Origin of the sequence: Jannaschia sp. GRR-S6-38 (assembly GCF_029853695.1) — a bacterium.
GTDB lineage: Bacteria > Pseudomonadota > Alphaproteobacteria > Rhodobacterales > Rhodobacteraceae > Jannaschia > Jannaschia ovalis.
Window position 1 is genome coordinate 1,501,657 of sequence record NZ_CP122537.1, and the last position, 12,860, is coordinate 1,514,516.

The following is a 12,860-nucleotide window of genomic DNA, read 5'->3' on the forward strand; positions in this document are numbered from 1 at the left end:
GAATGGTCGGGATCATCGGAATCATCTGCATCTTCGTCATGGTCTTCGGCGGCTACCTGATGGCCGGCGGCAAGATGGCGATCATCCTGAAGGCCCTGCCCTTCGAGATGACGATGATCGGGGGGGCCGCGATCGGCGCCTTCCTGGTCAGCAATTCGCTGGCCGAGGTGAAGCACACGCTCAAGGATATCGGGAAGGTCTTCAAGGGCCCGCGCTGGAAGCCCGAGGATTATCGCGACCTGCTGTGCCTTCTGTTCGAACTGGTTCGGCTCGGCCGCCAGAATCCCGTCGCGCTGGAGGAGCATATCGAGGCGCCCGACAGTTCCGACATCTTCGGCAACTATCCCCGGATCCTCGCCGACCGGGAGGCGATCGCGATGATCAGCGACACGCTCCGGGCCATCTCGATGAATTACGACGACCCGCACCAGGTCGAGGAGGTGCTGGAGGCGCGGATCGAGGAGAACCTGCACCATTCGCTGCATTCCAGCCACGCGCTGCAATCGATGGCCGACGCGCTGCCCGCGCTGGGGATCGTGGCGGCGGTTCTGGGGGTCATCAAGACCATGGGGTCGATCGACCAGCCGCCCGAGGTGCTGGGCAAGCTGATCGGCGGCGCGTTGGTCGGCACCTTCCTCGGCGTGTTCCTGGCCTACGGCATCGTCGGCCCCTTCGCGATCCGTCTCAAGGCCATCGGCGAGCAGGACGGTCATTTCTACGCCCTGATCCAGGAGGTGCTGGTCGCGAACCTCCACAATCACGCGACGAATATCTGCATCGAGGTCGGACGCCAGTCGACGCCCACGCATATGCGCCCGAGCTATGCCGAGCTCGAGGAGGCGCTGAAGGCCCGGAAAGCCGCATGATCCGCGCGGTCCTCGTCGCGCTGGGCCTTGCCTGCCTCGCCGGCGGCGCGAAGGCCCAGGACCGGATCGCCGTGCAATCGGGCGAACACGCGCGTTTCTCGCGGCTCGTCTTTCCGGCATCGGGCCGAATCGACTGGAGGGTCGACCGCCCGGGCCCGGGGCGGGTCGAGATCGCATTCACGGGCTTGCGCGGCACGTTCGACCTGGACGAGGTGTTCCGCCTGATCCCCCGGGATCGGCTGGAGGGTATCGCGGCTTCGCCGAACGGGATCGTCCTGTCGCTGGCCTGCGACTGCCCCGTCTCCGTGAGCCAGATCGCGAGCGATCACATCGTGATCGACATCTCGGACCCGGCCCCGACCGCGCGCGCCGTGGCGCAGCCCCCGGTCCCGACCCTGCCCCTGCGCCTTCCGCAGGCCGCCGACTTCGCGATCGGCTTTCCGCCCTCCGCACCGATGCCCCCGATCGCCCGCGCGGGGCCGGACGCCCCGGCCGGGGATGCGGCGGCGCCCTTGCCCCAGGTCGCGATCCGACCGTTTCGGGCCGCGACGATCCTGCCCGGAGACGCGCCCGAGGCCGCGCCGCCGCCCCGCCCGACATGCGACGGCGAAAGCCGGATCGCGCAGATCCTGCTGCGCGACCCCGAGGCCGAACTGGCCGAGCTTCCGGGCAGGACCGCCACCCTTTTCGACACCCGCGACACGCTGATGCCCGGGGCCTTGCGCGACCTGGCCGAACGCTACGCGGCCCTGGGCTGGGGCGCGGAGACCCGGCATGTCCTTAAATTGACGGATAATCCCGACCCGATCCTGACGGCCATCGCCCTTGCGGCCGAGGGCAGTGAAGGCCCGCCGGGCCCGGACCCGGCCTGCGGGCCGGGCAGCGTGACGCTGGCGCTTCTGGTCCCGGGCCGTGCCATCGACTGGCGCGCGGTCGACAGCCGGGCGCTGGCGCGGTTTCTCGCGGCGCTGCCCGCTGCGCGCTGGCAGGCCGATGGGCCGCGCCTGCGCGCGCGGCTCGAACGGGAGGGTCAAGCGGGGCTCCTGCTCATCCGGCCCGATGCCGAGATGGCGACCGAAGCCGGGCCGCCCGGCCTCGACCCGGCCGCCGGCACCGGGCCCGCGGCGATCGAGGCGGTCATCGCGCGGCTGGAAGACGGGGCCCGGGACGCCGCGGCGCTCAGCGATCTGGACCTGGCCAACGCGGTGGCGCTCAGGCCGTCCCTGCCCGCGGGCGAGGCAGCGGCGCGACTGGACGCCGCGCTGGCGCTCAGCCTCGTCACGCGGCGCCGCCTGGCGGACGCGGCCGCCATGGTCCGGTCCGACCGGATCTCCGCCACGGCCGTGCTCGACCATGCGCGCGAGGTGCTGCGCCCCGGCGATTTCGCCGAGCTCGCCATCCGGATTCGAAATCACGTCGCGCCGGGATCGGATCCGGCGCTGAACGCGGCGGCGATACTCGACCGGTTCGGCCTGCCCGACGCGGCGGGCGCGTTCCTCCAGGCCGCCGGATCGCCGCGCGACGTGCCACGGCTGGCCGCGCGACCCGTCGCCATCCCACCGGCGCAACCCTGGCTGGAGCGCGACCTGGTGGCCTCGGCGGAGGGCGCGGAGGACATCCCCGCCCCACGCGCCGAATTGGCGCGCTTCGTCCTGCACCGCAATCGGCGCGCCTCGGCCCCGGCGGCGCCGGGGCCCGATCCCGATCTCGCCGCCGCGCAAGCCGCGCTGGCCGACAGCCGTCGGCTTGCCGCTCTGGTCTCGGATCTTCTCGCGCTGGAGGGCGCGATCGAAACGCCGCGTTAACGCTCCTTCGCTAGCCCGGCCTCAACCAATCCGGCGGAGCCCCCATGCGAGCGATCTTTCAGCCCACGGTCCTGTTGGCCATCGCGCTGATGGCGGTGATCCTGATGATGGTCCTGCCGATGCCGTCCTGGGTTCTGGATATCGGCCTCTCGGCCAGCTTCGCGCTCGCGATCCTCATCTTCACCACGACGCTCTTCATCCGCGCGCCGCTCGACTTCTCGGCCTTCCCGACGATCCTGCTGGCCGCCGTGATGCTGCGCCTGTCGCTCAACGTCTCCTCCACCAAGCTGATCATCGGCCAGGGGCACACGGGCACGGATGCGGCCGGCCATGTGATCGAGGGCTTCGCCAGTTTCGTGATGGGCGGCTCGGTCGCCCTGGGCCTGGTGGTCTTCGGCGTGCTGCTGATCGTGAACTTCGTCGTCATCACGAAGGGCGCGACCCGGATGGCCGAGGTCGGCGCCCGCTTCGCCCTGGACGGCATGCCGGGAAAGCAACTCGCCATCGACAGCGACGTGTCCGCGGGCGCCATCGATCACACGGAGGCCAAGCGCCGGCGCGAGCAGGAACTGGCCGAGACGAATTTCTTCGGCTCGCTCGACGGCGCCTCTAAATTCGTCAAGGGCGACGCCGTCGCCGGCCTCCTGATCACGATCCTCAATCTGGTCGTCGGCCTCGCTTCGGGCATGGTCGCGCATGGCATGCCGATCGGCGAGGCGGTCGAGACCTACGCGATCCTGACCGTGGGCGACGGGCTGGTGTCGCAGATCCCGGCGGTGATCATCTCGATCGCATCCGGCCTCTTGCTGGCGCGGGGCGGGGCGGCGGGCGCGATCGACGCCCAGATCCTCGGCCAGATCGGGCGCCACCCGGCCGCGCTCGCGACGGTGGCGCTGATCATGGCGGTCTTCGCCTTCGTCCCGGGCCTGCCCTTCGTGCCGTTCTTCATCGGCGCGCTGATCCTCGGCGGCGCCGCCATATGGCGAAGCCGCGCCGCGGCACAGCCCGAGATCCTGCCCGAGGATGCCGAGCCCACCGCGCCCCAGCGCGCCATCGGCGACGTGCTGGCGCTGGACGATATCCGCGTGGAATTTGCGCTGGATCTCGTCGACCTGGCCCTCGATCCGGCCACCGGGCTGGAGGGGCGCATGTCGGGCCTGCGCGACCACATCGCCGAGCGCTTCGGCATCATCCTGCCCGAGATCCGGCTGACCGACGATCCCGGCCTGCCCGCCGGGACCTACGTCATCCGCATCCAGGGGGTCGAGGCGGCGCGGGATCGGCTGGAACGCGATCATGTCCTCATGCTGACCGGCGAAGGCCTGCCCGAGACGCTGCCCGGCCGCGCCGTGAAGGAACCGGTTTACGGCGCCCCCGCCCGCTGGATCCCGGCGTCCATGGCCGACGACTATCTCGGAGAGACCATCGTGACGCCGGGCGAGGTCCTGGCGACGCATCTGCTCGAGATCATCAAGTCCAACTTCCCGCGCCTGCTGGGGCTGAAGGGGCTCCAGACCCTGCTGGACGCCTTCGGCAAGGTCTCCTCGCCCGAACTCTCGATCGCCAATCGCCGCCTTCTCGACGACCTGATCCCCACAAAGGTCGCGCCCGAAACGCTTCTGGCCGTGCTGCGCCTCCTGCTGGCCGAGCGCGTCTCCGTCCGGAACCTGCCGCTGATCCTCGAGACCCTGTCGGAGGCGCGCGACGGCAACGCGACCCCCGAGGACCTGGCCGAACTGGTGCGCCAGCGGCTCGCCGAGCAGATCACGGCCGAGCTGCGCCGGCCCGACGGCACGCTGCCGCTGATCCAGCTCGCCCCCGCCTGGGAGGAGACTTTCGCGCGGCACCAGCTCGAAGGGCCGGGGCCGGGGCGCGAGGTCGCCCTTCCCGGCGAGGCGATCCAGAAACTGGCGCGCGGCCTGGCCGAGATGGTCGCGAAGGCCGCCGAGCAAGGAAGCCACGCCGCGATCGTCACCTCGGCCCGGCGCCGCCGCTTTGTCCACGGGGTCATCGCCGCACGTGGCCTGAGCAATCCGGTCATCTCCTACGAGGAGATCGGGCCCGGGGCGACGCCCGCGATCCTGGGATCGGTCGCCGCATGATCGCGGCGCTTCTGCAGATCCACGATCTGGTGGCGCCGTATCTCGCCCAGGGCTTCGCGGTGTTCCTGCGGGTCGGGGCCCTGATGCTGCTGCTGCCGGGGCTCGGCGACCGGATGATCCCCGTCCGCGTGCGCCTCGTGGCGGCCTTCGCGCTGACCGCGGCCGTCGCGCCCTCCGTGGCGGCGCCGCCCGCCCTGACCGCGGGCGTGATCGCGATCGAGACGGTGACCGGCGTGGCTTTCGGCGCGGTGCTGCGCTTCGTCGCGCAGGCCCTGACCATGGCGGGCATGATGGCCGCGCAATACACGTCGCTCGCGCAGCTTTTCGGCAATGTCGAGCCGTCCTCGGCAATCGGCAACCTGCTCAATCTCGCCGGGCTGTGCCTGCTGATGGCGGCGGGCCTGCCCCTGATGGTGATCGAGATGCTGCTGCGCAGCTACGACGTCGTGCCGATGGGCGGCCTGCCGGGGGGCGAGGACATGGCCCGGTGGGGCGTCGCGCGCGCGGGCCAAGCCTTCGCCCTCGCCGTCGGGCTGGCGGCCCCCTTCGCCTTGGCGGCGCTGGTCTACAACGCGGCGATGGGCGTCATCAACCGCGCGATGCCGCAGCTGATGGTGGCGCTGGTCGGGGCGCCGGCGATCACCGGGGCGAGCGGCGTGCTGCTGTTCCTGTCGGCGCCGCTGATCCTTTCGATCTGGAAGACCGCGATGCTGGCGGCGCTGGGCGATCCGGTCGCGGCGGGCCTGCCGTGAACGGCGAGGACGGGGCCGAACGCAGCCACGAGGCGACGCCGCAAAAGTTGATGCAGGCGCGCCGGAAGGGCGAGGTGATCCGGTCGCAGGACATCGCGGTTTTCGCCTCCTATGCGGGCGCGCTCGCCGCCCTCGCCGCGCTCGGCCCGGCCCTCGCCGAACGAATGGCGGATCTGGGTGGGACGCTGATCCAGGACGCAGGACCGCTGTCCCGGCCGCTGCGGGCCGGTGGCGCCGGGGCCGGCGGCGCGATCCTGGGCGAGGCGCTGGCGATTTCGGGCCTGCTCGTCGCGCCGGCGGCGGGACTGGTCCTCGCGGGCTTGCTGGCGCAGCGGGCGGTGGTCTTCGCGCCGACCCGGCTCGCGCCGAAATGGCAGCGCATCTCCGTCCTCGCGAACGCCCGCAACAAGTTCGGGCCGTCGGGCCTGTTCGAATTCGCAAAATCCGCGACGAAGATGGTGGTCTTCGGCGGGATCTGCGGCCTGTTCCTCGTCCGCAATGCCGACCGGATCGTCGCGTCCGCCGCCAGCGACCCCCGTGTCCTGGCGGGATCGCTGGCCGCGCTGTTGGCGCAGTTCACGGTGCTCGTCATGCTCGTCTCGGCCGCGATCGCGGCGGCAGATTGGCTCTGGCAGCGGCACACGCATCTGGCGAAGAACCGCATGACGCGGCAGGAACTGCTCGACGAGACCAAGCAGGCCGAGGGGGATCCGCATCTCAAGGGCAAGCGCCGCCGCCGCGCGGAGGAAATCGCGACCAACCGGATGCTGCAGGATATCCCCGAGGCCGCGGTCGTCGTGGTCAACCCGACGCATTATGCGGTGGCGTTGCGCTGGTCGCCCGCCGATCCGTCGCCCCCGATCTGCGTCGCCAAGGGCGTCGACGCCGTCGCCGCCCGGATCCGCGAGGCGGCGGAGGCGGCGGGCGTCCCGATCTTCTCAGACCCGCCCACCGCCCGGGCGCTTCACGCATCCGTCGAGATCGGCGCCGCGATCGAGCGCGAGCATTTCGCGGCCGTCGCCGCCGCGATCCGCTTCGCCCGGTCCCTCGACGAGGGCGCACGCGGGTGACCCCGCGCGAGCTCCGGTCGCTGCGCGCCCTGGCGCAGCTTCGCGCCGAGCGGTCGGGCCGCGATCTCGCCGTCTATCGCGGCCGGATCGCCGCGCTCGAGGCCCGGCGCGCGACCCTGACCGATCAGCCGCTGCAGGCCCCCGAAACGCTCGCCGAGGCGGCGGCGCAGGACCGCTGGCTGCGCTGGCGCGCGGCCGAACTGTCGCAGCTGTCCCTCGCCGCCGCACGGCTTCACGCCGCCGCGCAGCCCCAGCGCGAGGCCCATGCGCGCGACCGCGCGCGCAGCGAAGTGATCGACCGGCTGATCGGGTCGGGGAAGGCCTGACAGGGGCCCGGGCTCAAGCGTCCTGGCGCGCCATCGACACGATCAGGACCCGCGCTTCGGGGTCGTCGAGCAGCGCCCGCGCCACCTCGTTGAGCCGCAGGCGCAGCCCATTCATCGCCAGCGCCTCGGTGAAATTGCCGTCGAAACCGCCCAGGCTGCCATGGCGGAATAGGGCCTCGGTCAGGCCATCCCGCAGGAGCGGTTCGCGCAGTAGAATCGCGTCGCGACCGACATTGCGGCCCTCGACCCCGAGATTGAGGATCACGTTGCCCCAGAGCCGCCCGTCGCGCAGCACGGGCACGATGAAGGCCTCGCGAAACGTCACGAAGCGCTCGTCCTCCGGCACCTCGGCGCGAACGGGCTCGGCCTCGGGTTCGGGCTCGCCCTCGGGCGGGGCCGGGCGCAGGGCGTGACCCGCGACGCCGCCGCCAGCCAGCGCCGCCAGGACCAGCAAAACGGGGAGGAGCTTGCCCATCATCAGAAGGGCAGCAGGATATCGGCGACCTGCTGGCCGTAGCGCGGCTGCTGCATGTCGGTGATCTGGCCGCGCCCGCCATAGGCGATCCGCGCGGCGGCGATCTTGTCATAGGTGATCTCGTTCTGGCGGCTGATATCCTCGGGGCGGACATATCCCGTCACCAGCATCTCGCGGATCTCGAAATTGACGCGGACCTCCTGCCGGCCCTCGATCCGCAAGGCGCCATTCGGCATCACGTCGACGACCGTCGCGGCCACGCGCAGCGTCAGGCGCTCCTTCCGGCGCACGCCGCCGGCCCCGGTCGAGGCGCTGGAGGAATTGGCGTCGACGGCATTCGCCAGGCTCGCGCCCGCGGGCAGGCGTGGGTCGATCCGTTGCGGAAGGCCCAGGAAATCCGGAATGGCCATCGATTCCGATCCGCTGCGGGACCGGTTGGTGGTGTTGTTGATCTCCGCCGCCTCGTCGATTTCGACCACGACGGTCAGGATGTCGCCCTGTTGCCCCGCGCGGCGGTCGCCCAGGAGCGAGCGAGGCCCCCCGTTCCAGAGCGATGCGCGCTGTAGCGGCGTCGCGGGCAGGAGGGGCACCGGGGCCCCCATCGCGAGCGCGGCGTCTTCCCGGCCGGCGCCGACGGGCGTCAGTTCGGGGACCTGGCCGACATCGGCGAGCCGCGAACAGCCGGCGACGGCGAGTGCTGCGGCCAGGACGGTGGAAAGGGATCGCATGGCAGTCTCCGATCGGGTCAGTTGACGAGGACGGCACCGGCCGCCGTCGCGACGCCCATCACGGTCGACCGCGAGGACAGGTTCATGACGCGCACCGCCTCGCCGTCACCGGCCCGTCCCAGCGCCCGGCCTTCCGACAGGATCGTCAGGCCCCCGCGCCGGAAGATCAGCGACACGACGGCGTTGCGCCGGACCACGGTCGGCGCGCCGACCTCGCGCGTCCGGACGGGCCGCCCGGGATAGAGGTTCACCCGGGCTTCGAGACCGATCAGGTCGCGGGGGTCAGTGAAGCCATCCGCCGCCTCCTCGGTCCCGAAGGCGAGGAGATCGCCGTCCAGAACGTCGCCCGCGCGCACCGGCTGCAGCACCGTGACCGAGCCCGCGATGGCCGCAGGGCCAAACAGGCCGAGGAGCACGAGCGTCGAGAGGAGGATGCGGATCATCGGATCTGCGTCGTCGCGCCGAGCATCTGGTCGGCGGCGGTGATGACCTTGGCGTTCATCTCGTAGCCGCGCTGCGCCTCGATCAGATCGGTGATCTCGCGCACCGCGTCGACCGAGCTGTCCTCGAGATAGCCCTGCCGGAAGAAGCCCAGCCCGTCCTCGCCCGGAAAGCCCACGAGCGGCGCACCGGACGCGCCGGTCTCAGCGTAGAGATTCGAGCCCAGCGCCTCGAGCCCCTTCTCGTTGGCGAAATTGACGAGGCTCAGCTGGCCAAGCTGCTCGGGTTCGACGCGGTCGATGAAATAGGCATAGATCTCGCCATCCGGGCTGATGCTGATCGATCGCGTGTCGTCGGGGATGGTGATGTCGGGCACGACCGGATGGCCGTCCGACGTGACGAGCTGGCCCTCGCCCGTGCGTTTGAGCGCGCCGTCGCGGGTATAGGCGGCCACGCCCGAGGGCAGCGTCACCTCGATATAGCCGCGGCCCTCGATGGCGAGGTCCAGATCGCCGCCCGTCTGCTCGAGCGACCCCTGCGCCACCTCCATGCTGACCGCGGCGGAGCGCACCCCGAGCCCCAGCTGCACGCCGGCCGGCACCACCGCCCCCGTCGCGGCGGCGATCGAGCCGGCGCGCGTCACCTGCTGGTAATGCAGATCCGCGAATTCGGCCCGCCGGGCGTTGTAGCCGGTGGTGTCCATATTCGCGAGGTTGTTGGAAATGACCTCGACCCGCATCTGCTGGGCGCTCATCCCGGTCGCGGCGATACTGAGTGCACGCATGTCGTCTCCTTATCTGTCCATCAGGCGGAACATCGCGCGCATGCGCTCGTCCTCGCGATCCATGAAGCCCTGGCCCATCTGGTAGGCGTTCTGCACGGCGATCATCCGCGCGATCTGAAGCACGGGCGCGACGTTGGACGCCTCGAGGAAGCCCTGCCGCACCGAGGGCGCCTCGACCGGGACGTAGGCCCCGGCCTCGAAGAGCGTGCCCGCCCGGCGCGTCAGGCCGAGCGGGTCGCCCGGGCGCACCACGCCGATCCGCGCCAGCGGCTGGCCATCCGCCGAAAGCGTCCCGTCGCCGCCGACATGGATGGCGGCGGTGCCCGGCGGAACGAATAGCGGCGCGCCGCCTTCGTCGAGGACCGCGTTTCCGTCCGGCGTGACGATCCCGCCATCCGGGCCCGCGGTGAAGCTCCCGGCCCGCGTCAGGTGCGGCGTCCCATTCACATCGACGAGGAACCAGCCCTCGCCCTCGATGGCGAGGTCCAGCGTGCCGCCGGTCCGCTCCAGCGCGCCTTGGGCCTGGCGGACATGGCGCCCGCCCGCGGTGGCGAAGGAAATCGACGGCGCGTCGCCCGTTCCGGCCGAGACATGCTCGGAGAAAACCAGGCCCTCGGCGCGATATCCGGTCGTCGCCGCATTTGCGATGTTCTGGGCGATTACGTCCATCTCGCGTAGCAGCCCGACCTGCCGGCCGATGGTGGGATAGATGCCGTCGGTCACGTCAGAACCCCTCCACGATCGGCAGCAGGGTGTCCGTGAAATAGCGGCCCAGGGTCAGGCTCATGAAGCTCATGGAAACCCAGAACACGCCCAGCATCGCCGCCATCTTCGGCACGAAGGTCAGCGTCATCTCCTGGATGGAGGTGAGCGCCTGCAACAGGCCGATCGCCAGGCCGACCGCCAGGGCGATCCCGAGGATCGGGGCCGACATCAGGACGGCGACCCACAATCCCTGGCGCAGGGTGTCGAAGAACAGGGCCTCCGGCATCGCTCAGACCGGCATCCGCAGGATTTCCTGGTAGGCTTCGACGACCCGGTCGCGGATCGTCACCACCGTGTCGACGGCGAGCTTGCCCTCGGCCATCGCGGTGACCAGCCGGTGCGGGTCGCCCGCGCCGGTCAGGGCCGCCTGGGCCTGCGTCTCGGCCAGCGCCAGCGTCTCGGCGAAGCCGCGCGCGGCCTCGGCGGCGGCGAGCGTCGGCGCGGGCGCGGGGCTCGGGGCGCCGGCGATGCCGGCGCTGATCTGGGTCAGGTCCATTCTGGGCCTCCGTGAGAGTGGGAAAAGGTCCTATCGTTTCAGGATGTCCATCAGGCCCGACGACATGCGCCGCACCTGCTCGAACATCTTGAGATTGGCTTCGTAGCTGCGCTGCGCCTCGCGGGCATCGGCCAGCTCTACCACGAGTTCGACATTGGAGCCGTCATAGAACCCCTCGGCATCGGCCATCGGATGGTCGGGGTCCCGGACCCGCGTCAGCTCCCGCCGGTCGAGGCGGACATCGCCGGTCTCGACCGCGCCGGAGCGTCGGCCATCCTCGACGGTCTGCCGGAAATCGACGGTCTTGCGGCGATAGCCGGGCGTATCGGCATTCGCGATATTCTCGGAGATGTGGCGCAGCCGTTGGCCTTGGCTCCGCATACCCGAGGACAGGATCGTCAGCGCGTCGGAGAATTCTGCCATGCTCACCTCCGCCCGATGCTGGCACGCAGCATGTCGAGCGTCCCGCGATAGATCGTGACGGCGCGGTCATGGCCGCGCGCGGCCTCGATCCCGCGCAGGATCTGATCCTCCAGGTCGACGGTGTTGCCGTTGGGATCGGCCGCGACATCGGAGATCTCGAAACTGGGGGGCGCCATCGCGCCGGCGCCCAGATGCATCGGATGCGTCTGGCGCAAGGCGAACGGGTCGCCCCCGGGGTCGAACGGGGCCAGGTCGCGGGCCCGGAACCCGGGCGTATCGGCATTGGCGACATTGACGGAAATCGTCGCCTGGCGGGCCGCCGCATGGCGCGCGGCGCCGGCAGCCAGTCCCAGCAGCGGAAGCATCTCGTTCACGGGTCAAACCCTCCGGCCTTGGTCGCAACGATCCCTTAAGGCCGATTCCTTTAGAAACCGTTCCAAGACGTCAGGAGCGACATGACCCAGAACGCCGCCGACCCCTTCGCCACGCTCCGCCAGCGTCTGGCGGGCATCCGGACGGCCGTGCCGATCGGGCGGATCAACGCGCTCGACGCCGCGGGCTTCGAGGTCGGTGGCCTGTCGCGCCATGCCCGGCTGGGCGACGACCTCGTCTATGAGGACGAGAGCGGGGGCCGCCATCATGCGGAAATCGTGCGCATCGACCCGGCCGGGCTGCGGGCGACGCCCTTCGGGCAGGCGACCGGCCTGCGCGTCGGTCAAGCCGCCTGGCCGGGCGGGGCCCCGCAGATCGCGCCGGGCGACGACTGGATCGGGCGCGTGCTCGACCCCTTCGGCCGCCCGCTCGACGACGGGCCGGTGCCGGACGGGGTTCCGCGCCCCCTTCACGCGCGCCCGCAAGCGGCCACGCGGCGGCGGGGGATGGGGCCGCGGCTGCATACCGGCCACGCGGTGATCGACACCGTGCTGCCCCTCGCGGCCGGGCAGCGCATCGGGCTCTTCGCCGGCTCGGGCATCGGCAAATCGACCCTTCTGGCCGCGATGGCCCGGCAGATCGAGGCGGATATCTGCGTCCTCGCGTTGGTCGGGGAACGGGGGCGCGAGGTGGCGGAGTTCACCAGCCGCGCGCTGGGGCCCGAGGGCATGGCGCGCAGCGTCGTGATCGCGGCGACCGCGGACCAGCCGGCCAGCCTGCGCCGCCGCTGCGCGATCACCGCCATGGCCGCGGCGGAGCATTTCCGCGACCGCGGCCGGCGCGTGCTGTTCCTGTGCGACAGCGTCACCCGACTGGCGGAGGCGCATCGCGAGGTCGCCGCCGCCGCGGGCGAGCCCTGCGACCTGCGCGGCCACCCCGCCAGCTTGACGCCGCTCCTGGCCGGGCTCACCGAACGCGCGGGACCCGGCGGGGACGGGCAGGGCGACATCACGGCGATCTTCTCGGTGCTGGTCGCGGGGTCGGACATGGAGGAGCCCGTCGCCGACATCCTGCGGGGCCAGCTCGACGGGCATGTCGTCCTGTCGCGCGACATCGCCGAGGCGGGGCGCTTTCCCGCGGTCGACGTCCTGCGCTCGGTCTCGCGCTGTCTTCCCGGCGTGGCGAGCGCGGAGGAGAACGCCATCATCGGCGAGGTCCGGCGCCTCCTTTCGATCCACGACCGCAACGCGCTGATGGTCCGGTCGGGCCTCTACGAGCGCGGCTCCAGCGCCGAGATCGACCGGACGCTCGCCATCGTGCCGCGGCTCGAGGCGGTCTTTGCCCAAACCGATTTGCCGACGGTCGAGGAGGCCTTCCGGCAGCTCGCCGGACCGCTCGGCCTGCCGTATCGCGCACCGGATCGGGAGGGCCATCCGCCGGGCTGAGGAGACCGGC

General features: G+C 71.3%; 16 protein-coding genes. 7 read left to right on the forward strand and 9 right to left on the reverse strand.

The features are described 5' to 3' along the window. Positions 1-2 precede the first annotated feature (2 nt). Genes motA through P8627_RS07890 form a run of 6 tightly spaced genes read left to right on the forward strand, consistent with a single transcriptional unit; the run spans position 3 to position 6,921 of the window. Positions 3-866 (forward strand): flagellar motor stator protein MotA, encoded by an 864-nt coding sequence (motA, locus tag P8627_RS07865; RefSeq protein ID WP_279967224.1) that lies wholly within the window; start codon positions 3-5, stop codon positions 864-866. Continuing rightward, positions 863-2,671, forward strand: coding sequence for a hypothetical protein (locus P8627_RS07870; protein WP_279967225.1), 1,809 nt, complete (start codon positions 863-865; stop codon positions 2,669-2,671). The genes motA and P8627_RS07870 overlap by 4 nt, the downstream gene beginning before the upstream one ends. Before the next feature lie 44 nt (positions 2,672-2,715). Further along, entirely contained in the window at positions 2,716-4,773 is a 2,058-nt protein-coding gene (locus P8627_RS07875; protein ID WP_279967226.1) for a flagellar biosynthesis protein FlhA, read from the forward strand. Then, on the forward strand, positions 4,770-5,525 hold the full coding sequence (locus tag P8627_RS07880) for a flagellar biosynthetic protein FliR (protein ID WP_279967227.1): 756 nt from the start codon (positions 4,770-4,772) through the stop codon (positions 5,523-5,525). The genes P8627_RS07875 and P8627_RS07880 overlap by 4 nt, the downstream gene beginning before the upstream one ends. Beyond that, positions 5,522-6,595 carry an EscU/YscU/HrcU family type III secretion system export apparatus switch protein gene (locus tag P8627_RS07885; RefSeq protein WP_279967228.1) on the forward strand — a complete coding sequence of 358 codons (1,074 nt, stop codon included), beginning with the start codon at positions 5,522-5,524 and terminating at the stop codon, positions 6,593-6,595. The genes P8627_RS07880 and P8627_RS07885 overlap by 4 nt, the downstream gene beginning before the upstream one ends. Further along, positions 6,592-6,921 (forward strand): hypothetical protein, encoded by a 330-nt coding sequence (locus P8627_RS07890; RefSeq protein WP_279967229.1) that lies wholly within the window; start codon positions 6,592-6,594, stop codon positions 6,919-6,921. The genes P8627_RS07885 and P8627_RS07890 overlap by 4 nt, the downstream gene beginning before the upstream one ends. Positions 6,922-6,934: 13 nt before the next feature. Here the strand turns inward: P8627_RS07890 and P8627_RS07895 are convergent, their stop codons facing one another. The 9 genes from P8627_RS07895 to P8627_RS07935 are packed head-to-tail and all read right to left on the reverse strand — an operon-like array spanning position 6,935 to position 11,398. Then, positions 6,935-7,399, reverse strand: a complete 465-nt coding sequence (locus P8627_RS07895; protein ID WP_279967230.1) for a flagellar basal body-associated protein FliL — start codon at positions 7,397-7,399, stop codon at positions 6,935-6,937. Then, a complete protein-coding gene (gene flgH, locus P8627_RS07900; protein ID WP_279967232.1) occupies positions 7,399-8,124 on the reverse strand; it encodes a flagellar basal body L-ring protein FlgH in 726 nt (241 codons plus the stop codon). The genes P8627_RS07895 and flgH overlap by 1 nt, the downstream gene beginning before the upstream one ends. A gap of 17 nt (positions 8,125-8,141) precedes the next feature. Then, the gene (gene flgA / locus P8627_RS07905) at positions 8,142-8,567 is read right to left on the reverse strand and encodes a flagellar basal body P-ring formation chaperone FlgA (protein WP_279967233.1); all 426 of its coding nucleotides are present in this window, start codon (positions 8,565-8,567) and stop codon (positions 8,142-8,144) included. Next, the gene (gene flgG / locus P8627_RS07910; protein WP_279967234.1) at positions 8,564-9,349 is read right to left on the reverse strand and encodes a flagellar basal-body rod protein FlgG; all 786 of its coding nucleotides are present in this window, start codon (positions 9,347-9,349) and stop codon (positions 8,564-8,566) included. The genes flgA and flgG overlap by 4 nt, the downstream gene beginning before the upstream one ends. 9 nt (positions 9,350-9,358) lie before the next feature. Then, a complete protein-coding gene (locus P8627_RS07915; RefSeq protein WP_279967235.1) occupies positions 9,359-10,072 on the reverse strand; it encodes a flagellar hook-basal body complex protein in 714 nt (237 codons plus the stop codon). A gap of 1 nt (position 10,073) precedes the next feature. Then, entirely contained in the window at positions 10,074-10,340 is a 267-nt protein-coding gene (locus P8627_RS07920) for a flagellar biosynthetic protein FliQ (RefSeq protein ID WP_279967236.1), read from the reverse strand. Between the two features lie 3 nt (positions 10,341-10,343). Beyond that, entirely contained in the window at positions 10,344-10,610 is a 267-nt protein-coding gene (locus P8627_RS07925; protein WP_279967238.1) for a flagellar hook-basal body complex protein FliE, read from the reverse strand. A gap of 30 nt (positions 10,611-10,640) precedes the next feature. Further along, positions 10,641-11,033: a flagellar basal body rod protein FlgC gene (flgC, locus tag P8627_RS07930; protein ID WP_279967239.1), complete on the reverse strand. Its 393-nt coding sequence runs from the start codon at positions 11,031-11,033 to the stop codon at positions 10,641-10,643. Between the two features lie 2 nt (positions 11,034-11,035). Next, positions 11,036-11,398: a flagellar basal body protein gene (locus P8627_RS07935; RefSeq protein WP_279967422.1), complete on the reverse strand. Its 363-nt coding sequence runs from the start codon at positions 11,396-11,398 to the stop codon at positions 11,036-11,038. A gap of 90 nt (positions 11,399-11,488) precedes the next feature. Between P8627_RS07935 and P8627_RS07940 the strand changes: the two genes are divergently transcribed. Continuing rightward, a complete protein-coding gene (locus P8627_RS07940; RefSeq protein WP_279967241.1) occupies positions 11,489-12,850 on the forward strand; it encodes a FliI/YscN family ATPase in 1,362 nt (453 codons plus the stop codon). Positions 12,851-12,860: the final 10 nt, after the last annotated feature.

What these genes read in the sequence shown, in the direction of transcription:
- P8627_RS07920 (WP_279967236.1), bottom strand. Translation starts at nt 10,340, where the DNA reads ATGCCGGAGGCCCTGTTCTTCGACACCCTGCGCCAGGGATTGTGGGTC.
- motA (WP_279967224.1), top strand. Translation starts at nt 3, where the DNA reads ATGGTCGGGATCATCGGAATCATCTGCATCTTCGTCATGGTCTTCGGC.
- flgH (WP_279967232.1), bottom strand. Translation starts at nt 8,124, where the DNA reads ATGCGATCCCTTTCCACCGTCCTGGCCGCAGCACTCGCCGTCGCCGGC.
- P8627_RS07880 (WP_279967227.1), top strand. Translation starts at nt 4,770, where the DNA reads ATGATCGCGGCGCTTCTGCAGATCCACGATCTGGTGGCGCCGTATCTC.
- P8627_RS07870 (WP_279967225.1), top strand. Translation starts at nt 863, where the DNA reads ATGATCCGCGCGGTCCTCGTCGCGCTGGGCCTTGCCTGCCTCGCCGGC.
- flgG (WP_279967234.1), bottom strand. Translation starts at nt 9,349, where the DNA reads ATGCGTGCACTCAGTATCGCCGCGACCGGGATGAGCGCCCAGCAGATG.
- P8627_RS07935 (WP_279967422.1), bottom strand. Translation starts at nt 11,398, where the DNA reads ATGCTTCCGCTGCTGGGACTGGCTGCCGGCGCCGCGCGCCATGCGGCG.
- P8627_RS07895 (WP_279967230.1), bottom strand. Translation starts at nt 7,399, where the DNA reads ATGATGGGCAAGCTCCTCCCCGTTTTGCTGGTCCTGGCGGCGCTGGCT.
- P8627_RS07940 (WP_279967241.1), top strand. Translation starts at nt 11,489, where the DNA reads ATGACCCAGAACGCCGCCGACCCCTTCGCCACGCTCCGCCAGCGTCTG.
- P8627_RS07875 (WP_279967226.1), top strand. Translation starts at nt 2,716, where the DNA reads ATGCGAGCGATCTTTCAGCCCACGGTCCTGTTGGCCATCGCGCTGATG.
- flgA (WP_279967233.1), bottom strand. Translation starts at nt 8,567, where the DNA reads ATGATCCGCATCCTCCTCTCGACGCTCGTGCTCCTCGGCCTGTTTGGC.
- flgC (WP_279967239.1), bottom strand. Translation starts at nt 11,033, where the DNA reads ATGGCAGAATTCTCCGACGCGCTGACGATCCTGTCCTCGGGTATGCGG.
- P8627_RS07925 (WP_279967238.1), bottom strand. Translation starts at nt 10,610, where the DNA reads ATGGACCTGACCCAGATCAGCGCCGGCATCGCCGGCGCCCCGAGCCCC.